This window comes from Arenibacter sp. ARW7G5Y1 (genome assembly GCF_003201775.1).
Classification (GTDB): domain Bacteria; phylum Bacteroidota; class Bacteroidia; order Flavobacteriales; family Flavobacteriaceae; genus Arenibacter.
Genome location: NZ_QJJZ01000018.1, coordinates 1 through 21,331, shown reverse-complemented (window position 1 = coordinate 21,331; position 21,331 = coordinate 1). Strand labels below are relative to the sequence as shown.

17 protein-coding genes are annotated in these 21,331 nt (G+C 37.2%); 9 read left to right on the top strand and 8 right to left on the bottom strand.

What is annotated here, in order from left to right:
* Positions 1–44: 44 nt before the first annotated feature.
* The 6 genes from C7972_RS20065 to C7972_RS20040 all read right to left on the bottom strand — a co-directional run bounded on the left by C7972_RS20065 (position 45) and on the right by C7972_RS20040 (position 4,640).
* A complete protein-coding gene (locus C7972_RS20065) occupies positions 45–596 on the bottom strand; it encodes a helix-turn-helix domain-containing protein (RefSeq protein ID WP_110357960.1) in 552 nt (183 codons plus the stop codon).
* Positions 597–937: 341 nt separating this feature from the next.
* Positions 938–1,486, bottom strand: a complete 549-nt coding sequence (locus C7972_RS20060) for a DUF3575 domain-containing protein (RefSeq protein ID WP_110357959.1) — start codon at positions 1,484–1,486, stop codon at positions 938–940.
* A gap of 66 nt (positions 1,487–1,552) precedes the next feature.
* The gene (locus tag C7972_RS20055; RefSeq protein ID WP_110357958.1) at positions 1,553–2,227 is read right to left on the bottom strand and encodes a DUF4386 domain-containing protein; all 675 of its coding nucleotides are present in this window, start codon (positions 2,225–2,227) and stop codon (positions 1,553–1,555) included.
* Positions 2,228–2,281: 54 nt separating this feature from the next.
* Entirely contained in the window at positions 2,282–2,857 is a 576-nt protein-coding gene (locus tag C7972_RS20050) for a Crp/Fnr family transcriptional regulator (RefSeq protein WP_110357957.1), read from the bottom strand.
* Positions 2,858–3,096: 239 nt separating this feature from the next.
* Positions 3,097–3,744, bottom strand: a complete 648-nt coding sequence (locus C7972_RS20045; protein WP_110357956.1) for a hypothetical protein — start codon at positions 3,742–3,744, stop codon at positions 3,097–3,099.
* Positions 3,745–4,160: 416 nt separating this feature from the next.
* On the bottom strand, positions 4,161–4,640 hold the full coding sequence (locus C7972_RS20040) for a hypothetical protein (RefSeq protein ID WP_110357955.1): 480 nt from the start codon (positions 4,638–4,640) through the stop codon (positions 4,161–4,163).
* 598 nt (positions 4,641–5,238) lie between these two features.
* Here C7972_RS20040 and C7972_RS20035 point away from each other — a divergent pair.
* The 7 genes from C7972_RS20035 (at position 5,239) to C7972_RS20000 (ending at position 16,963) form a co-directional block, all read left to right on the top strand.
* On the top strand, positions 5,239–5,733 hold the full coding sequence (locus C7972_RS20035) for an RNA polymerase sigma factor (RefSeq protein WP_110357954.1): 495 nt from the start codon (positions 5,239–5,241) through the stop codon (positions 5,731–5,733).
* A 135-nt stretch (positions 5,734–5,868) separates the two neighbouring features.
* On the top strand, positions 5,869–7,062 hold the full coding sequence (locus C7972_RS20030; protein WP_110357953.1) for a FecR family protein: 1,194 nt from the start codon (positions 5,869–5,871) through the stop codon (positions 7,060–7,062).
* A 132-nt stretch (positions 7,063–7,194) separates the two neighbouring features.
* A complete protein-coding gene (locus C7972_RS20025; protein ID WP_258364910.1) occupies positions 7,195–10,593 on the top strand; it encodes a TonB-dependent receptor in 3,399 nt (1,132 codons plus the stop codon).
* Positions 10,594–10,603: 10 nt separating this feature from the next.
* A complete protein-coding gene (locus C7972_RS20020) occupies positions 10,604–12,067 on the top strand; it encodes a RagB/SusD family nutrient uptake outer membrane protein (RefSeq protein WP_110357952.1) in 1,464 nt (487 codons plus the stop codon).
* A 743-nt stretch (positions 12,068–12,810) separates the two neighbouring features.
* Positions 12,811–13,620, top strand: coding sequence for a DUF1080 domain-containing protein (locus C7972_RS20010; protein ID WP_258364909.1), 810 nt, complete (start codon positions 12,811–12,813; stop codon positions 13,618–13,620).
* Between the two features lie 75 nt (positions 13,621–13,695).
* Positions 13,696–16,458 (top strand): PQQ-dependent sugar dehydrogenase, encoded by a 2,763-nt coding sequence (locus C7972_RS20005; RefSeq protein ID WP_110357950.1) that lies wholly within the window; start codon positions 13,696–13,698, stop codon positions 16,456–16,458.
* A 145-nt stretch (positions 16,459–16,603) separates the two neighbouring features.
* Positions 16,604–16,963: a hypothetical protein gene (locus C7972_RS20000; protein WP_110357949.1), complete on the top strand. Its 360-nt coding sequence runs from the start codon at positions 16,604–16,606 to the stop codon at positions 16,961–16,963.
* Between the two features lie 837 nt (positions 16,964–17,800).
* Here the strand turns inward: C7972_RS20000 and C7972_RS19995 are convergent.
* On the bottom strand, positions 17,801–18,064 hold the full coding sequence (locus tag C7972_RS19995) for a phage integrase SAM-like domain-containing protein (protein ID WP_181422950.1): 264 nt from the start codon (positions 18,062–18,064) through the stop codon (positions 17,801–17,803).
* 652 nt (positions 18,065–18,716) lie between these two features.
* Between C7972_RS19995 and C7972_RS19990 the strand changes: the two genes are divergently transcribed.
* Positions 18,717–19,925: a site-specific integrase gene (locus C7972_RS19990; RefSeq protein ID WP_110357947.1), complete on the top strand. Its 1,209-nt coding sequence runs from the start codon at positions 18,717–18,719 to the stop codon at positions 19,923–19,925.
* Between the two features lie 129 nt (positions 19,926–20,054).
* On the opposite strand, the gene C7972_RS19985 is transcribed toward C7972_RS19990, so the two are convergent.
* Positions 20,055–20,438 carry a hypothetical protein gene (locus tag C7972_RS19985; RefSeq protein WP_110357946.1) on the bottom strand — a complete coding sequence of 128 codons (384 nt, stop codon included), beginning with the start codon at positions 20,436–20,438 and terminating at the stop codon, positions 20,055–20,057.
* 64 nt (positions 20,439–20,502) lie between these two features.
* On the opposite strand from C7972_RS19985, the gene C7972_RS19980 reads away from it, so the two are divergent.
* Positions 20,503–21,331: site-specific integrase (locus C7972_RS19980; RefSeq protein ID WP_258364908.1), on the top strand; the 829-nt coding region annotated here is incomplete at its 3' end.

Below are 21,331 nucleotides of genomic sequence, written 5' to 3'. Positions count from 1 at the left end.
TAAGTTGCGGGAAACCGTAAAGTGGTGGTTTGTACTAACACGTTTTAATCCAAGTATTTTATCAAATCCGCCCCAAAATATAAGACTGACAGACTTATCAGAAGACAAGGAAACAATCCAGTGCCGAATCCTATTGGGAATCCGTGCTTTATTATGATAAAAACAAAGTAGATGATATATCCAAATTTAAACATGCGCTCTTTACTATTCATCTTTTTTGTCAAAGTAACTATAAAGTAAGGCAGAAATATACTTAACATCAATCCACCAAATCTGCTGTTAAGATTAGCGTTTGAATCTAATGTTAAATAACCTATCATTCCCATTAACACCATATTTAAAGCTAAAAGGAAAAATTTATTTATAATTAATGCTCCAAAATTATTTGTCATTGAATCCTCATTAGGAATCAATTCCGAAATATCGATCTGTAAAACATCGCATATAAGGTTTAGAGTTTTACCTCGTGGTTCACTTTCACCACTTTCAATCCGCTGAATAGTTCTTATGTTTATATTTGATTGTTCAGCTAATTCTTCCTGAGTCAGTCTTTTGCTTTTCCGCATTTCGCTTATTTTTTTTGCAATTTTATTCATATCACATATACTATTATTCAACCCTAAAATTAAATTTTAAATTGATTATGGATAACGGTTATAATCTGATTTATTCATGACATTTGATTTGTCAGCTAATGTCGTAAAATTGCAAATAAAGAAAATTAATTGCTGGAATTGGAAGTTGCGGGGAACCTCAAGGGCATATTGCGAATACTATCTGTGGTATTCGAGTATGTGCAACGGGATCAGAGGCTGAACAATTCTTCAGATCTAAATCGACTTTAGGGGTTGTAAAGTAAAAAAAATATTAACCTTTTAGGGAACAGGACCAGTTTTTTTTTAATAGGACTGGCTGATGTAAAAGGTTTTTACTCAGTCTAAAATCGGTAACCTATACTTATCGCGCGACGATTAATAATGTTATGGTCTGTTTTATCAGCATTAAATAAATTTCCTCCCATTCCAAATAAAGCCTCAAAAGTAATTCCGCTTTTGGCAACCCATTTGTATCCAACACTTAAACCGAGGGATACATCAATAACATCAGGACCTTCGTTTAAAGTTAAGTTTCCATTTATATCAGTTAATTGCTTGCCATCAGTTGAACCTAGTGTTCCAAATCCTTCCGTAAAAAAACCTGAAGCATATTTTCTACCAAAGTATCTCCTATAAAAAGGAGATATTTGAAAATTTACATCCTCATCGTATTTTTGGCTAAAAGCATACAATCCAGTTATTCCTAATGATGATTTACTGTTTAAATTTCTTTCATAAGTTCCCTCAAATAATCCAAGTCCTGTGAAATAGACATTAATTTTCAGTTCGTTATTATTTTCGAATAATCTAGAAACTGTTTCGCTTTGATTTTGTCCATTGACCGCAAGAATTGAAAATAGCATAGCTATAATTAAAAAGGATTTTTTCATAAAATGTAGAATTAAATTACTTCTCTAAAGGTTTATAACAAATATTTATTAGTATTAAGACTAAACTCAATATGACATTTTTGTATGCTTCAACCCATTTTTTATAAGCCAAATAGCCAAAATTATTTCTTGTAATAAAATAGGAGTTGCTATAATTACATATTCAGTTGAAATGACTTCAATCAGTTGGAATAAAATTAAAATGCCAGCTAACATTATTAATACATTTCCTGTTATTCCCCATATTGATAGCCAGATAGGAATGTTTTTTTCTTTATAAAGTATACTGTATAAAAGTAAATTTCCTAATCCCGTGGCTATAATCACACCTAAATGATTAATTAAATCTCTAGAGATTCTCAATATTTCACCGGCTGTTTCATAAAATATTAAATTGGAATCTATTCCAGTCGAGTATTTTTCACTCAAAAGGATAAATGTCGGTAATAATATTATTCCTATTAACTGAAATACTCCAGCCATAAATCGAAATCCAATAAACCCGATCGAAAGAATGCTGTTATACTGTCTTAATAGATAATATAATATTAAAGAGTAACCTATATAGATGGGAATTAGAAGAAATTGAAAAAGTGCTCCAATTAAAACTTTAGTTTTATTTTGATAAACAATTTCAAGATATTTTTCACTTTCAACAGAAGGAATAATACTTAAAACACCAGTTGCTACACCAATAAAAATCAGACATCCTGCTATTTTTGAAAATTGCTTATTTACCATATACAGCAAAAGTAGATGGATATAATATTCAATTCATTGACTATAGTTAAGAAATTATTTTTTGTTAATTATTCTCTTTCTTATTCTGCTTAATGATTCTGGTTTTATACCTAAATAACTAGCGATTTGGTGTTGAGGAACTCGTTGAATTAATTCAGGTCTCTCTTTTAGCATATTCAAGTACCTTTCCTCAGGGTTGGATGTTTTAAATTTGGCAAAGGAGTCCTGGTTTTTAGCCATTATAACTTCAGCAATTACTCTGGATAAAGATTCTAATTGTGGGTATTGTAAAAATGTCTCTTTTTCCAATTTAGGATTACCTACACTGACTATGACATTTTCAGTACATTCTAAATAATAGTTTGATGGTGTGGATTTTCCATAGTTAAATGGTGTAACCACTTGTTCCTCCGTATAAAATTCAATAGTTTTTTCTTCACCATTTTCAATAATATAACTTCTTATACAACCTTTTAATAAGAAGTAACACTCATTTGAAATATCTCCTGCATTAAGTAGGATGGTTCCTTTTTTAAAACTTTCAATAAAAGTACTTTTTATAATTGCGCTTTCTAACTCATTAGTGACTTTAGTATATTTTGAAAGGTATTTTAGTATTTCGCTTTTCACGATTATATAGGTTTTTAGATAATGCCTTCAACAATTGGATATTGTTATTAACTATATTCCTTTTATAGGCCCAATTTAGTAAATCTTTTTTGTTGGCCATTTATAATGTAGGGTGGGCCTATTGCCCTTACCTCCTCTACCCAATTCTTCTAGGCCTTGATTAAACTGACTTGTCCAATTCTATATTCATAAAGAAAAACAATTATCGGCAAAGTGGTTTGCGGGAAGCCGTAATTTTATTATTTTGGGAATTCAAAGTTCCAATTTAGACGAGTATTTTTTTTCTCTTTAATTTTATTTGTAATTGACTTTCGGTGAGCTGATCCACAAAGAAAAACTGCGTTTTCTAATTCATTATTTTCAACGAAGGAGTTAATGTTTTCTAACATTGTATTTTCACGGCTGTCATGGAAATGCAACCACTTTTTGTACGTGATTTTATATTCTGAATTACTTAATCGAGGTATTACATAATTTATTCTTTTTAATATTTTGTCAAATAGTTTGTTGTTGTCGTCGCTGTTTAAATATTTAAAGCCGAACAATTTTGTATGTTCTTCCTTTTTACTCCAAATCGTTGTGAATATTTCGTCCTTTTTTAATGATGTTTTGATTTCTTCAAATTGATTTCTGATGTTGGAACTTAATGGTGGGTCGGTATCAACAGGAAGAAAATAGAACGAATGAAATTCACATAATTTCTTAATTGCATTTAACTCAAGAGAAGATTGATTTAATCCTATTTTGAATTCTTCGTACATTTTTGTTGAAGCTTCGCAAAAAATCACATCGGGTTTAATTTTATGGAGTATTTCAAATAGGCTTTTAGAAGTGCAATTGCCTTTCTCGCTATGAACAGTTGAAATTAGATAAATATTGGTTTTCAATTTGTATAGGTAGAGTTTTTAAATTACGTACAATAATAGATTTTGGTTTTTACTATTTTTCTTATAGTTGTCCAATTTAATAAACCTTCTTAGTTGACTGCTAATTATCAAAGGGCTTTATGCCAATACCACCCTACCCTATTTTTTGTGGAGTTCTGTTACCAGGGCGTGCCTTATTATGGCCATAAAGAAAAACATTTACTTGAAAAGTAAGTTGCGGAAAACCGTAAAGGATCTACTACGCATTCTATTTGCGGTATTTGAGTATGTTAAAACTGGTTAGATGCAGAAAAGTGGCACTCAAAATTATACACCCCAAAATCAACATTATGGATGATAATAAAATATACACTTTTAGGTACAGATAATTAGGAAGGATGGATTAGTGCTTGTCAAAGGTCTGTTGATGTTACTCACTATTTTATTTCACTTAAAATATAATTTTTCAAGTTTTCAATTCTATTTTTCCACTCTTGTGATTCCATAAAATTATCCACTTTAATTTTATGTATTCTTTCTATTTTCAAAAATTCACTTATATTTTCGAGTTCTGTTGGGGTATCAAATCCTTTTTTTCTTTCTGATGAGCGCATTGAAACAATGGCGAATTTGATTTTTAAGCCAATCTCTAAACAAATATCTATAATAACGGTGATTTTTATAGATTGTTCTGTTGGTGCCCCAGCACAAACTAAAACTAATTGTCCATTAATTTGTATTACAAATGTATTGTTGAATATGTTAGATAATTCGGATTCAACTAATAGACTTTCGGAATATGAACTAGTATCCATTTCCAATTTCCAAATTCCTTCAGGGTTCAAACTTTTACAAAGTTCTCTTACAGTTGTTGATTTTCCTTCGTTACTAGTTCCTTTGATTATTAAAGACTTCATGGAGTTTTGGGTTTTAATGAGGTACAACAATTGAATATAGCAACTAAAGCTTATACTCCTCTTATTGCTCTAATTTAGTATTTTATTTGTTGATATGCACTGCTATAGACATCGCTTTGACAAAGAAATAAAATTAAGGGGCTTTTACCTCATGGTATACCGTAGAAGGCAAACTACGAATGGTATCTGTGATATTTCAGTATGTACAACGAAAAGGCCGTAAATTCAAATTATCAACTCTAAACTAGAGTCAATCTATTAACTCTTTAACCCAAATTATCATACCCACCCTATAGAGAATAGTTGGCCTTTTCATGATAAGTATGCCACCGCTGCTTGGATAGTTTGCAAATGTAGATTTTAAAGGAATATAAAGGAACGAGGCACCCTATTTTAAAAAGTATGATGGTATATAGGGTAAAAATTATATTATATCCAATACCTATTAAAAATCATATTTTGGTGATGTTTTTTTGTTTATAAATATAATTATTAACTTGACGAGCAAATTTGACCTCACAGTCACCGGATAAATCATGCTTGGAAATATATTATTCTATTTATCTAAGTGATAACAGTTTAAATAACCTAACAAACAATGACCAGGAAATCCCGGCAATCAGAAATAGAAAGGATATTCAAGGAACATTATCGCGAATTTTGCTTGTTGTCTTATTGCTATGTCTCATGTATGGACCAAGCACAGGATATAGTCCAAGATGTTTTTTTGGCTATCTTGACTAGGAAGGATACTAGTGAAATGTTAAACTTTAAGGGCTATATCTGGATTTCTGTGAAAAATGCCAGTATTAAAAGCTTGGAGCGTTCCATAAAAATGAAACCTATCCTGAAGGATGTTTTAGCTCTTCCCTATTTGGAGGAGACTGAGATCGAAAACCGTCAATTGGGCCAGAAATTGCAACAGGCCCTGGACAAATTGCCTCATCAATGTAAAAACGTATTTGAACTTTGTGTCATAGATGGACAAAAATATGATTATGCCGCCAATCATCTGGGCATTTCAAAGAATACGGTAAAAACACACGTGAAAAAGGCCTATAAGGTATTAAGGGACTCTTTGATCGTTTTATGACTATTTACCTTAATTATCGCTTCCAAATAAAATTTATTTTGATTTTCTTTATTTTAACATCACCCTTTTTCTATTTTTTGACTCTTTAATAAAAGAGTCCACCTTGCAACGGGTCTTTTTGGTGAAAATAGGATTATGGATATAGTAACGATCATAGTTAAAAGGATAAAAGCAGATCTTACGGAGAGCGAGGAACGTTACTTTGAGGATTGGATCAATGCATCAGAGGAAAATCGATTATTGTTCCAGCGTCTTAAAGCTATGGATCCGAGTGCTCTTGAACCGGAACATATTGCTGATTTGGATGTGATGCTGGCATGGAAAAAGGTCTTGGGCCGTTCGGGCTTGGCTAAAAATAATATGAATTCCAAATTTAATATAAAGTCCATATTAAAGTATGCTGCAGTTGGAGTTTTGTTTTTTGGACTGATGTTTGGCTATTGGCAGTATGATAGGCCCGCCCAAATACGGGAAAATAATAAGAATGCAATAATACTAAAATTGGAAAATGGAGAAGTTAGGCAGATTGCTGTAGAGGATTTGCAGACTATTATCAATTCGGAGGGAAGGATTCTTGGCAAACAAATGGGCAGCCAATTGGATTATTCCTATTCCACCATAAAGGAAGGACTTGTTTACAATGAGCTTTCCATTCCGTACGGTCAAAAATTCAGTTTGGTCTTATCGGACGGTACCCTTGTCCATCTCAATGCTGGGTCAACCCTTAAATATCCGGTAAAATTTATTGAGGGTCAAATCCGACAGGTTTATTTAAAAGGGGAGGCATTTTTTGATGTATTTAGTGATGGGGAGCACCCTTTTGTGGTATCTAACGAGGATATGAATATTAGGGTCTTGGGTACCAAGTTCAATGTTTCGGCCTATCCAGAAGATAAGGAAATCAATACGGTCCTTGTAGAGGGATTGGTAAGCCTTTATGGTCCTGATGAGGTATATGATGAAGTAAAATCGGCCCTGTTGGAGCCGGGCTATAAAGCGGAATGGGATCGATTTTATAAAAAGATATCTTATGAAATGGTGGATACGGATGTGTATACCGGATGGATGGACGGAAAATTGGTAATCCGGAAAATGCCCTTCGACCATATTTTGAAAAAATTACAGCGACAATATATGGTGGTAATTGATAATAAATATAAAGAATTGGACAAGCGCACCTTTACGGCCACTTTTGACGTTGAGACCATTGAAGAGGTGCTGAAAACGTTCGCTGAAGAAACCCCCTTTGAGTATGAAATAGCAGGGGGGCATATCACTATAATGCCACCAAAAATCAATAACCAATTAAACGAAACGCCTATGGAATAGAAAAACGGATAACGAATTTTATTTTACCAACAAATTTGGTTGTTATCAAAACAAAAAAATCGGAAAATGGTGCAACATTTCCCGATTCATGATAATCAACTAGAACTAGTTAACTAAAAACTTTACAAAAATATGGAAAAAATTAATAAGAAGGCTCTATTGACGGCCTTTTCGTTTCAGCTAAACTTGGCAATGAGGCTCTCTCTAGTTTTACTGATGGTTTCTATCCTCTCCGTTCAGGCTAATGAATACTCCCAAAAAACCAAAGTAACAATTAACCTTGAGAAGGTTGAACTAAAAAAGGTCCTCGAAACGATAGAATCCCTGACCGATTTTAAATTTCTCTACGATACCGATAAGATAGACGAGGAAAAATTAGTATCGGTAAAGATGGTGGATAAGCCTTTAGATCAAGTACTAGACCATTTGTTCAATGGTACCCCCATTTATTACGTGCTGAGTAAAAAGCAGATCGTGTTAAAGGTCAGGGCCGTACTTCCCAAGACACCGATTCTCGAGAAAAACAATAGTTCTAACGAGGAAATTGTACAAAATGTCGTATCCGGTACAATTACCGATCAAGAGGGACAGCCGCTACCCGGAGCCAGTATAGTGGAAAAAGGAACTACCAATGGGACCCAGAGCGATTTTGATGGCAATTTTTTAATTGAATTACGGAATGAAAATGCCATTCTGGTGTTTTCTTATGTAGGTTATGGCATCAAGGAATTCTCAGTAAATGGTCAATCTACCCTTAATATTACCTTGAAAGAAAGTGCTGCAGGCCTTGATGAGGTTGTAGTGGTAGGCTTCGGAACGCAGAAAAAGGTCAATCTCACCGGATCTGTTACGACCGTAGATGGGGAAACCCTTACTAAAAGACCGGTAACCAACGCTGCTTCTATGTTACAAGGACAAGTTGCGGGATTAAGAATAGTGCAGGATACCGGGGAACCGGGGAACGAAGGCCTATCCATACGAATCAGGGGGCAAGGCACATTTAGTAATGCCGGCTCAAACCCGTTGGTCCTTATTGATGGGGTAGATGGAAGCCTAAGTGATCTTGACCCCAACGATATCGACAATATCTCGGTACTTAAGGATGCTGCATCCGCATCCATATACGGTTCCCGAGGTGCAAACGGGGTAATCTTGGTTACAACAAAATCCGGTAGGCCGGGTGCATTTACCGTAGAATATAATATGAACACCGCAATACACACCCCTACAAAACTATTCGATATCATTACCAATTCTGCGGAATATATGGAATTGTGGAACGAGGCAAAAATTAACACAGGGCTTACTACCGGGCTTTATCCACAATCTGAAATAGATTTGTACAGGAACGCCACGGACCGTGTGCGGTACCCAAATACCGATTGGTTGGATATTATGTTCAATCCGGCTTTTGTTCAATCGCACAATATTGGGATCAGCGGTGGCAGCAACAAGACCCACTATAAACTCTCTTTGGGGTACGTGGACCAACCTGGTGTAATGAAGGGGTTTGATTATAAAAAAATCAATGCACGTTTAAATTTAGGATCTCAAATAAACGATTTCATCAAGATAGGGGCTAACATTGCGTTTAATAAGGGCGACCTGTCCAGACCAAGACAGGGATCTAGTGATACCTTCCTATCTACCATGTCACAGGCCCCTACCTATTTGCCAAAACTACCCGATGGCCGTTATACCTATAAGGCATATGATTTTGAATACAATCAAAAAAATCCTTTGGCCATATTAGAAAACGAGGTACTGAGAACAACAACGGACTACTCCGTTAATGTGCAGGGCTGGGCCGACATCAATTTGACCAAATCTATAAATTGGTATTCCAAAGCAGCAGTTGTTGGTGACTTTGAAAAATGGAAAGATTGGAGGCCATCCGTACCCCTTTACAACTACCGTACCGGGGAATTTGCGACGGATTTGGACGTTGGTGGCCGTGGCTTACAGGTAAATAACGGTCAAAACATATTTACCAATATTTTTACCTACCTTAAATTTGAGGATGAGATAGTAGATGGGCACAACTTAATCGCCCAAGTGGGGTATAGTGAGGAGTCCAATAAAGAAGAATATCTACATGGGTATAGGAGAGATTTTGCCGGCAATAACCTAAGGGAACTGGACGCCGGTAGCCCAGCCGTACAAAATACCAACGGATCTACTTATGAATGGGCCCTGAAATCATTTTTTGGTCGTCTAGGCTATAATTTCAAGAATAGGTACCTAGTGGAAGTCAATATGAGATACGATGGGACCTCAAGATTGCACGAAGACCACCGGTGGGGAGCTTTCCCTTCCGTCTCAGGTGCTTGGAGGGTGTCGGAAGAATCTTTTATGAAAAATGAATCAATGCATTGGTTAAATAACCTAAAGATAAGAGGTTCTTACGGAGAGTTGGGAAATCAGAACATTGGCAACTATCCCTATCAGGACATTCTTGACCTCACCGGAAACTATTCGTTCGATAATGCCAATCTGTCTTCAGGAGCGGCACAGACAGCATTGTCCAATCAGAATATTACTTGGGAAACGACCAAAATCACCGATATTGGTCTGGATCTGACAGCATTTGATGGCCTTTCCTTCACCTTTGATTGGTATAGAAAAACGACTAAGGATATCCTAAGGGAGTCTCAGGTTACCGGTCTTGTAGGTTTGGATGCACCTATAATAAATGGCGGTACCATGCAAAATACGGGGATCGAACTCGATGTACAGTACAACAATCAGATCCGCACGGGTGCTCTAGAAGGATTTAGATATAACATAGGGTTTACAATTGATCGCTTTAAGAACGAGCTTACGGAATTTGGGGAACGAGAAATCGGTGGTAACACGATCAAGGAAGAAGGTCGACCTTGGGACACCTTCTATATGTTGGAATGGGTCGGTATTTTTCAGACACAGGCCGAGGTAGATGCTGCTCCTAAGCAGTTTAATGATAATACCCAACCGGGTGACCTTAGATATAAGGATCAGAACGGGGACAATATCATAAACGATGATGACCGTACGCATATGAAGGGGCAATACCCTAATTTTGAATATGCTATGAACTTTAATGCCAGTTGGAAAGATTTTGATATCTCCTTATTTTTTCAAGGTGTAGAGGGGAGAAAAGTTTATGTTGACAATTGGGGAACAGTGCCCTTTTATAGTGGATCTCCCCCAACAACTGACTGGAGGAATAGATGGACAGAGGATAACCCGTCTACGACCATGCCCAAAATATATTGGGGATTCAATGCTCCTGATAAGATCAGAAGGACTTCCAGTTATTTTTTTCAGGACGCTTCGTTCCTAAGGTTAAAGAACATTTCATTAGGGTATAATTTGCCAAGTTTCTTATTGGACCGGATAAAGCTTAAAAAATTAAGGATTTATGTATCCGGGGACAACCTATTGACCTTTACGAACTATCCAGGCCTTGACCCTGAAAGGGGAGGAAGTGGTCGTTTTGTAAATTATCCACAGAACAAAATATATTCTCTAGGATTTAACGTTCAATTTTAAAGATAAAAACATGAAAAGATATTTTTTACCAATATGGATAGCCATCATTTGTATCAGCTTTACGGGGTGCGAAAAAAATGCATTGGACAAAGACCCACTTGATAAATTATCCAGCGGGCAGTTCTGGCAATCCAAACAGGATTTTGATATGGGCCTGATTGCCATTTATGGAGAGCTACAAAACGCTATGTTCTCCTTCGGTGCCCCTAACTGGGATGTACTTACTGATAATGGGTATGGACAACATAATTACTGGAGAAACAAGGCCATTGCACAGGGCGACATCTCCCCATCTACAGGCGGCTATATTTCGGACCTATACAGTAGTAGCTATAAGAGTATTGCACGTATTAACATTTTCCTAGGTCATCTTAATAATATTGAAGGTGATGAAATAGATGCTGCTACCCGATCAAAATATGAGGCCGAGACCCTATTTATGCGTGGGTTTTATTATTTTCAACTGTACTCCAATTACGGTTCGGTGCCGATCGTGACCGAGGCCCTGGGCCTAGAAAACCAAGTACAGCCTAAGGCCCCAGCAGCCGAGGTTTTGGCCCAGTCATTGGCCGATCTGGATACCGCGATCGCTAATCTATCTTCTGAATTATATGCCGACGGTGGTGGGCATGTAGTAAAGACATCCGCGCAAGCCTTAAAACTTAGAGTGTTGTTGTATGCTGCCTATGGAGATACGGGAACAGCCAATGCTGGAATAATGACGCAGGCAAGGGATCTAGCATTGGAAATAATGGGCGCAGGTTATGAACTAAGCCCCAATTTTGAAGATGTCTTTAGAGACGCAACCCAAGAAGGAAATCCTGAGATTATCTTTTCCATTAAGTTTTTGGCACCGGACAATTCTACCCGCATGGATCAATGGTATGGGGATTGGGTAGTAATAAGTCCATTGCAAAATCTGGTGGACGCTTTTGAACCCTCAGATTCTAGGTTGGAAAAGACTATTTATACAAATGAAGTAAATTTTAATGGTAATATCCATAGTCCTTCAAATAACATGCCAACAACATATGGCCTCAAAAAATTTCTCAGTCCGGACCTTATGCCTTATGGATATTCTACCCAAAGTCAGCAAGATTGGGTATTATTGAGATATGCCGATGTATTATTGATGTACGCCGAGGCACAAAATGAGCTCGTCGGTCCCGATCAATCTGTTTATAATGTCTTGAACGACATTCGTGGACGTGTGGGTATGCCAGGCATTACAACAGGGTTAACGAAAGACTCAATGCGGGAGGTTATACGCAATGAACGAAGAATTGAACTAGCGTTCGAGGGATTGCGCTATTATGACCTTAAAAGGTGGAGAATTGCTGAAGAGGTATTGAACAATATATCGGACGGCGCCCTGATATATACCTTTGAAGAGCGGTTTTATAACTGGCCATTGCCATTGGAAGAAATAGATAAAAGTCATGGCATATTGGAGCAGAACCCGGACTACAACTAAGTTCCTGAATATTAAGATCCCCACCATTTTAAATTGTGACTTGATTTATACCTTTTTTTTAGATCAAAAGAAAGGGCTGTGGATACCCTCCTCAACAGAACAGACAGGTGTATATTGCAAGGCATAAATAATCCCAATGCAACCTCCTATGAACATGGTACTCGACGAAGATATGATAGAAATGGAGATCGCACCAATTAACGGAGAACAAAAGGAGGATTTTAGTCTCGGCTCCTCTCGTGGATATCTATAATACGGCTTTACATGCTAAAGACCGGTGTGCCATGGAAGCAGTTATCGGTAAGGGCATATTTTAAGAGTGCGAGCCAGGGTTGGCAATTTGTCTACGCCATTATTGGGAATGGCGCTTTTCGGGGAACTGGAAGGATTGATGGCCTGAAGCTCGTGCAGTTCGTGCGTGGCCAAGAATATATACGCCGACATATGCTTCAATAAGCGCAATGGAAATGCAGATCGGGAGGAATACTTTGATATGGAACTCTAGAGGGAAAAAGATGTCGTGGAGCACACCAATGCGTGGATGGATAGTTACCGCTCATTGCTCTATAGGTTAGACACCACCGTTGAAACTGGACAGGGTTCAACTATCAAGCCTTTATAGTAATAGCACTGAAAAAATTCAAAAAGAAAAAGTTTAATCAGTTTTAGATATGGAAATTAAGGATTCTAGGTTTGAATGTGAAATATTCGGAAAACATTAAATAATTAAAATTAAAAGTATTATGGAAACGAAAAATCATTTTGAAAATATAGGTTTTAGATTAAGAGTATTTGTAAGGGTTATGGTTCAATTATTTGCCATGGTATTTCTTGTATCATTTGTGGGTTGTAAAAGCGGCCAATTGCAGAATGATACAGATGGCTTTGTACAAATATTCGATGGGAAAACGCTGGACGATTGGGAAGGCGACCCGGTGTACTGGCGTGTCGAGGACGGTAAACTGGTGGGTGAAGTTACCCCCGAGACAATCTTGGACCGCAATTCTTTTATTATCTGGCGTGGGGGCGAAGTAGACGATTTCGAGCTAAAAGTGGAGTACCGTGTATCAAGAGCGGGTAATAGCGGGATAAATTACAGGAGCCATGAAATCGATGGCTTACCTTACGCCCTAATGGGATACCAAGCGGATATAAACGGTACCGGCACTATTACTGGGAGCAATTATGAGGAACGGCGTAGGACTACTATTGCCTCCCAGAGCGAAAAGACCGTACTGAACCGGCCGACGAAAAATCCGGAAGCCCTTTCGGACCATATTGAAAGGAATCGTTGGGTCCCCACCGAAGTGGTCGGTTCTTTAGGGACATCTTCCGAGCTAAGGTCCCACTTAAAAAAGGGGGATTGGAACGCCTATCACCTGATCGTAAAAGGCAACCGCCTAAAACATTATGTGAATGGGAAATTGATGAGCGACGTCACTGATAACGATCAAATTAATAGAAGTGAAAAAGGACTTTTAGGTGTCCAGGTGCATGTAGGCCCACCAATGAAGATAGAGTATAAAAACTTTCGCTTGAAGACCTTAAAATAGGCAGTTCCTTCTTCAGGTACAACATTCTTGATATTTTTCGGTTCCAAGAATGAAATTATTAAAAACATTTATTTAATGAATTGTTATATTATAAAGCATACAAGAGGGCTCATACTCCTTTGTACAACAACTTTAATGCTTTCTTGTGGGCCACAGGAAAGGACCTTGTCCCTGTATAAACCCGAAAACAATAGATTTGAAAAAATAGTCCTGGCGGATCAACTTGACGAACCGATGCAATTCAAGGTATTCAAGGATGGTCGGGTATTATTTGTAGAGCGCAAGGGCAAAATTAAGGTTTTCGACCCTCAAACAAAACAAGTAAGAATTATTGGGGATATCCCGGTGAGTAAAGGGTATTATAGTAAAACAGGAGAGGAATTGTCTCCTAGGGGTGAAGATGGTATGCAAGGTGTGGCATTGGACCCTAATTTCGATATGAATGGATGGATATATTTGTATTATTCCCCAGAAGGCGGAAAGCACAGGTCAATCTTAACCAGATATGAATGGAAAGGCAATTCTATAGTATTGGATTCTAAAAAAGTGTTACTGGAAGTTCCCAACCAAAGGGAATCGTGTTGCCATTTGGGAGGAGGTATGATATTCGACAAAGATGGCAATCTATTACTTTCTACAGGAGATAATTCTCAAAATGATCCTACGGGAAATTCTCCTTTAGATGAACGGACCGACAGAAGTTTATACGATGCACAAAGAACATCCGGAAATACAAATGATCTTAGAGGGAAGATTCTAAGGATTCAACCGGAGTCGGACGGCAGCTATTCCATTCCAAAGGGAAATCTTTTTCCCGAAGGAACGGAAGGGACACGTCCTGAAATCTATACAATGGGTAATAGGAATCCATGGCGATTGAGCATAGATAGTAAAACGGGCTGGCTATATTGGGGCGAAGTAGGCCCACACGGCATGAAAGATTCCGTTGGCAGGGGCCCAAAGTCGTACGATGAATTTAACCGGGCAATAAAATCAGGCAATTATGGATGGCCATATTTTTCCGCGGATAATAAAGCCTATTGGGAATATGATTACGAAAGCGGTGAATCGTTACAAGAGTACGACCCGGATTCCCCTATCAATAATTCCCCACATAATACGGGACTGACCAACCTTCCTCCAACGACTCCAGCCTTTATTTGGTACCCACAGTCACAAGCGATTGATTTCCCCTTGCTTGGGAGTGGGAGCAACAGTGCCGTGGGAGGACCCATATACAGACAATCCGATTTTCAAAGCTCACAACGGGCCTTCCCTGAATATTACGAAGGAAAATGGTTCATAACCGATTGGACACGGGGCTGGATAATGGTGGTTACAATGGACGAAAATGGGGATTTTGAATCCATGGAGGAGTTTTTCCCTGGAATAAATTTGGTGGGGCCCATTGATATGGATTTTGGCCCTGAGGGTGATCTGTATATTTTGGAATATGGCCGTGGCCCGTATCGGCGTAATCAAGAGGCCAGATTGATAAAAATCAAGTATAATGAAGGGAATAGAAAGCCCCATGCGATAGCTTCTGCTTTGGAAAAGGCCGGAACAATTCCCTTTAAAGTGAAACTGTCCTCTGAGGGGACCTATGATTTTGATGATGATTCCCTAGAGTATAGGTGGACGATCAATTCTGATAATGGATACGAGAATACAATCATGATATCTGATCCTGAAATTATTCTTGCTAAACCCGGAATTTACAAGGTAGACTTAACCGTGATAGATTCCCAGGGTGCAGAAGATATGGCGGGGATAGAACTTTATGCTGGAAATGAACCTCCGAAAGTCAGTTTTAATTTTAAGGGCAACAACAGGAGTTTCTTTTTTCCTGAACACACCATAAATTATTCGGTCGTTGTCGATGACCTTGAGGATGGTAGCCTTGGTCAGGGCATATCTTCCTCCGAAGTGGATGTCCAAATAGATTATTTGCAAAACAATTTTTATTGGGAAGAATTGGAGCCCATATTGTTGAATACAATGGCAACAGATCCGGTTCATACAGTCCTTGCTAATTTATTGATCAATAAGAGCGATTGTCGGTCCTGCCATCTTGTTGATAACAAAGCGATAGGCCCATCGTATGAAAAAATAGCAGACAGATATGTAAACAGGCCAGAAGCACTGGAATATCTGACCGATAAAATAATGTTCGGGGGTATGGGAAATTGGGATAAGGAGATGGCTATGCCGGCACATCCAGCTATTTCCAAGGAGGATGCAGGTACTATTGCCAAGTATATATTGAGTTTAAAGGATAAAAAAGCAGAGCCATTATTGGACGGAAAAGGAAGTTTTACAACAACTCCAATCTTGGATAGCTTATATGATAATTTCATTATTAGGGCCTCTTATACCGATAAAGGCGGCATTTCCACGCCAGAGCTAATGACTACGGAGATGTTGGTACTTAGAAACTCCAACATACCGGTGGTCTCTTTCGACAACTATATCAATATTGAGACCAATCATAGTATTTCACCGGATTATTCAACTATCTCTCCAAAAGAATCGGGTGCGGCCCTTGCTCTTGAAAATGTGGATTTGACCGGAATAAGAGAAGTATTATTTTATCCACCTACGGCGTCTGGGATCAAAGACTTGGAAGATTGGAAAATAGAGGTTCGGATAGATAGTATTCAGGGTGAGTTACTAGGTATTACTGATCAAGTTTTGACCGATGATGGAATGGTCGGGTTAAGAGCAAAATTGGCCACTGTAAAGGATTATCATGATATTTACTTTGTTTTTAATAAAAAAAACGAAGTAATAGATAGAAACGGAGGTTTTAAAATTTGGAGAGTTAAATTTGTTCAGTAAACGAAATCTCAGTTTTGGAGATTATGGAAACAATTGAAGCATAATAAGAGAACGTTTGGTAAGCGAGTGGGGATTGGCAAATAAGAATTTCAGGTAAATTAGATAAAGATATGCCGGGTTAATGTGGCCGGTTTGAATATAATGGATGCTGATATCCTATACGAGGTGGTTCTTTAAGTTTTTATTGTATATTTTCCCACCAACCGGTAGCGATCAGGATATCCTAAAAGATGAGATCATGGTCTTATCGAGTAGAAAGGTAGTGAAAACAGGGATTTCAGAACTTCGCCTCCAGTTGGTGACCTTTCTTGGAACCAGCGAGAACGCCGTAAAATCACAAATACACATTGCTATCATTACCTATTTTATGCTCCAAGTAGTTGTGAGGACAGTAACCAAAAAAGAACACGAGTTTTCCAATTTCGTGGAAAAGATAAGGATTTGTCTATATTTTTACCTTACCCTCGATTATGCCTGCAATATGGTAGGGGAAGGAGCGAAATGAACAAGCGGGCAGGCCAAACTTCACTATAGGACAGGTCCAGACTTATTTTCTCCCATTAGAGCTAATTGAAGCCTAAAACAGAGGCTGCCAGAGGTTTTGGTTTTAAAGTCAAAAACTTTCGGATGAGTGAGAGAAAAATTAAGTTATTAGAGATACCAGTACTATCTGCAAAGAGTTAAGATAGGGACAAGCCCTTGGTTTTTAGAGTTTTATTCATCCGCACTCGGTTAGAGTAAGAGCATTGTTGATTATCCAAAAATAGTTTCTTCCGAATTCCGATTTTAAAAGCAAGCTATATATGAATGACTTAAGATAGAATTATGTATTGTTCCAGACTTGATCCATTTTCCGTTTTTTAATGTCTTCAGCTATTTTTACGTATTGCCTGAATGTTGCTTCTTGTATATGGCCAGTAATATTCCTTACTACCTTTTCCTTCATCCCAAGAACAAGACTATTAGTAACAAAGGTCTTTCGGACAGTATGACTGGTTATCAATTTCCATTTCGGTTCGGTGGTGTCGATTCTACTTTACCTATCAAACAGGATGTCGTGGTAGGAGTTGTGATTTTTGCAAATCGGCAACATTCCTTAATATGCTTGTTAAATTATACACTGATATAATCGGCAGCGGCTCATAAATAGTTCAATTGTTTTTTTTCATTATCTCTTATACTAAATTGTTCAATGGAATTTTATGGGCCATAGTCTTTGTTTTTTATGTTTAAAACAAGGTTGTCATCAACTCCTCCATAGTAAGGTATATAACCTCCGTTTCTTGACCTGAAGCCGTAAATTTTTTATATTCTAGTTGTCATGATAACCTCTCTCACATGACTAGTTCATGAAGGTTTTTAAGACGGAAATCAATTTTCCGTTATAATTGTTTAATGTGATCTTTCTTTCAAAGCAATAATCACTGAACTTTTCAAAAAAATCAAAATTGATCGTATCGAAGCGAACAGGATATCCAGTGAATTCGGAAAACTCCTCATAAAAATTTATAACAGATTGATATGTTTTTAGAGTACTCTTCTCTTTAACATTTTTCCCTTTCTCATTAAACTCATCAAACGCTGGGGTGAATTTTATACTCCTCAATTTAGATATGTACATTAGAGATAGGGAGAATGAGAGTAACCAATAATAAAGATTCATACAAAATTTATGTTGAAAGACGGTTTTTAGTTCGCATAAATATAGAGACATACTGGGGATCAACTAAGAGAGAATGGGTTTTTGAGCACGGAAGATGTGGATAAGCTGCTAAAAGAGTATACTACCACTAAAAAAATTACTTTCGATTGTATAACTAAAGAAAGGTCCCTTATAGTATCGGAAGCATTAATTGACAATTATCATATAACAAAGCCCAAGTTAAAGGTTTAAAATAATTTTGCGTTTAAAAATTGCGGAATATGGTCAAATGATATCGTTTGTACTTAAAATATGCTAAAATTTTGTTAAAAACAAAAAGTGAGCACAAAGTGTGCATTTTCTAAAAAACTAAAGAATAAAAAAAGGCCCCCAATTTCTTGGAAGCCTTGTCTTTGTTACTGTGGGCCCTACTGGGTTCGAACCAGTGACCCCCTGCTTGTAAGACGATTAAAATTGCATTTCATTTAATGCTTTTAACTTTCATTTAGATTGATTATCAGTTAGTTATAATTTGTAGTTTTATATCGGTCGTCATCAAATATGGTTCTAAAATCCTATTTGTTGTACCTATGTTGTACCCATTAAACTAAATGCTATGTCCAGTATCAAGATTGTTTTGAGGAAAAAAGGCCTTGCCGATGGCACTTATCCTGTCTGCCTAAGAATCACTAAAGATAGAAAAACAAAATATTTCAACACCATATTTAAAAGCTCTGAAAGGGAATGGGATTCCCCATCAGGTTGTTTTAATAAAAACAATGCCAACTACATCCAAAACAATAGGCTACTGTTGAAGATAAAAGCACGTGCATTAAAGGTCTATGCAGATCTTGAATTTGAAAAGGAATCTTTCAACCTTGCTGAATTTGGTCAGCGCTTCCGGGTGGACAGCAATCCTTCAAACGATGCTGTTTTTTCTTTTTGGGAAGAAATAGTTTCTGAATTGAAACTCGCAGGAAGAATGGGAAATGCTGCGATGTATGAAGAGACCATGAAATCGGTCAAAAACTTTTGCGGACATAGAAAAATAACGTTTCAAGACATAACAAATACCTTTTTGAATAAATATGAGGCATGGCTAAGATCCAGGGGCGGAACGGATGGAGGAATCAGCATTAAGCAACGCACTTTGAGAGCTATGTACAATAAGGCCATAGATCGCAACATCATAAAGGACATCGACCATCCTTTCAAAACCTATAAGATATCAAAGCTAAAAGGCCAGGGTATTAAAAAGGCCTTGGACTTTGATCAAGTATCCAAAATCATCAACTTCAATATATCCAAATTTCCCCACCTAGCAGATGCCAGAAATTATTTTATATTCAGCTTTTATACGAGGGGAATGAATTATACCGATATGATGGTACTTAAATGGCAGGATGTCGATTCAAAAACGATTTCTTACATTCGAAACAAAACCAAGGGTAGGTTTGTTATAACCATACTTCCACCGGTACGTGAAATTTTAAACTATTACCAAAAACATTCGTTGCCTACCAAATATGTATTCCCCATACTTTTAAAGGATGGACTTACCCCTTCCCAAATCGCTAATCGCAAAAAGAAGACCTTGGCTAAATATAACCGGGACCTAAAGGAAATTGCTGGCATATGCGGCATAAAAAAATCGTTGTCCAGTTATGTAGCCCGACATAGTTTTGCCAATTGTTTAAAACAAAAAGGTGTTGCGACGGATGTTATCGGCGAATCTTTGGGGCATAAAGATTTGACCACGACCCAAGTGTACTTAAAGGAGCTAGGAAGCAATGTCTTGGATAAAGCTGTCGAACTTCTGCTATAAGCACTTATGGTTGACCCTTCCTTTAAAATTTGAGGTAATTAAAGCGAAAAATCAATTTGGTACCACGTTCTCCTGACAATTTCAGTTTTTATATAAGCATTATTATGTTCAATGTCCCAATTATATTGATTATTGGTAAGAGTGCATATAATCCTGCCAGATTACCAGAATATATTTATCCTTTCCATTATGCCTTTTATTCAAAAAACCATACTCGTAAACAAAAAGGTAGACATCGCCCTTTTGGTTCTTCCAATAATGGGTGAAAAATTGGGGGTCAAATCCCTCAATGATCAATTCAGATTTTCTTATGATAGTAATCCCCGACCTATTATATTTCTTGAGTAGTTTTCTGTTTATTTTCAATTGCCTATCCACCCTAATATAAAAAGTTTCGGTTTCCTGACGTTGTTCATATTGGTCTATAGATCTGCATTTTGGAGAACAAAATATCTTGTCAGATCTTCCTTTTACCACTATACCACATAAGGGACACGTTCTATCATTATTCATTTGTAAACGTATATTATAGGTATAATATACCGTTTAAAATCGAATTCTTAACTAAACTTGTTATATGAATCCGGTTAAATCCATAACGCTTTACCATTTGATGATCAGGAATGAAAAAATGATCGGCATTAAATTTTTGCCGGATAAGCTCATACAAGGACTGGTCAGGGGCCTTCCTTATCCAAAATGGAGCAAGGAACATAATATGGCCTATATCCCCAATACCAAGAACAATCTCGGTATAATTTTCAATACTTTCAAAGGAATCGTATGGATCAATTATAATAGGTTTTTGTCGAATAAACCTATAAACACCCATAATTATGCCGTAGATGTCGAGTGGTTCAGGAAAAGAAACCCTATACCACACTACAGACTATGTCCTGAAGAATATCTATTGAAACTGGAACTTAAAAGGTACGCCAATAGTACTGTTCGGACCTACGTTTCCTTTTTCGAAATGTTCATAAATCATTACAAGGGCAAAGAACTAAATGCAATAAACGAAAGTGATATAAGGGCATTCCTTCAAAAACTTGTCCATAGGAATGTTTCCAATTCCTATCTCAACCAATGTATAAACGCTATTAAATTTTACTATGAGGTTGTCTTAGGTATGCCCAATCGCTTTTATGAGATCGAGCGACCTAGAAAAGAATCTAAACTGCCAACAGTTATATCCAAGGAAGAAGTACTGTCTATCATTGGCAGAACCAATAATATAAAACATAAGTGTATCATTGCATTATTGTACAGTTCAGGTCTACGCCGTAGTGAATTGTTAAACCTAAAAATGGCAGATGTAGACAGTAAACGTATGTTGATCAGAGTACAGGGTTCGAAAGGCAATAAAGACCGACATACCCTTTTATCACAGACTGTTTTGGAAGATC

Coding starts and splice junctions, on each gene's coding strand:
- C7972_RS20065 (WP_110357960.1), bottom strand. CDS start 596: ATGAATAAAATTGCAAAAAAAATAAGCGAAATGCGGAAAAGCAAAAGA.
- C7972_RS20055 (WP_110357958.1), bottom strand. CDS start 2,227: ATGGTAAATAAGCAATTTTCAAAAATAGCAGGATGTCTGATTTTTATT.
- C7972_RS20000 (WP_110357949.1), top strand. CDS start 16,604: ATGCTGATATCCTATACGAGGTGGTTCTTTAAGTTTTTATTGTATATT.
- C7972_RS20060 (WP_110357959.1), bottom strand. CDS start 1,486: ATGAAAAAATCCTTTTTAATTATAGCTATGCTATTTTCAATTCTTGCG.
- C7972_RS20040 (WP_110357955.1), bottom strand. CDS start 4,640: ATGAAGTCTTTAATAATCAAAGGAACTAGTAACGAAGGAAAATCAACA.
- C7972_RS19985 (WP_110357946.1), bottom strand. CDS start 20,438: ATGAATAATGATAGAACGTGTCCCTTATGTGGTATAGTGGTAAAAGGA.
- C7972_RS20035 (WP_110357954.1), top strand. CDS start 5,239: ATGACCAGGAAATCCCGGCAATCAGAAATAGAAAGGATATTCAAGGAA.
- C7972_RS19990 (WP_110357947.1), top strand. CDS start 18,717: ATGTCCAGTATCAAGATTGTTTTGAGGAAAAAAGGCCTTGCCGATGGC.
- C7972_RS20005 (WP_110357950.1), top strand. CDS start 13,696: ATGAATTGTTATATTATAAAGCATACAAGAGGGCTCATACTCCTTTGT.
- C7972_RS20030 (WP_110357953.1), top strand. CDS start 5,869: ATGGATATAGTAACGATCATAGTTAAAAGGATAAAAGCAGATCTTACG.
- C7972_RS20020 (WP_110357952.1), top strand. CDS start 10,604: ATGAAAAGATATTTTTTACCAATATGGATAGCCATCATTTGTATCAGC.
- C7972_RS20010 (WP_258364909.1), top strand. CDS start 12,811: ATGGAAACGAAAAATCATTTTGAAAATATAGGTTTTAGATTAAGAGTA.
- C7972_RS20025 (WP_258364910.1), top strand. CDS start 7,195: ATGGAAAAAATTAATAAGAAGGCTCTATTGACGGCCTTTTCGTTTCAG.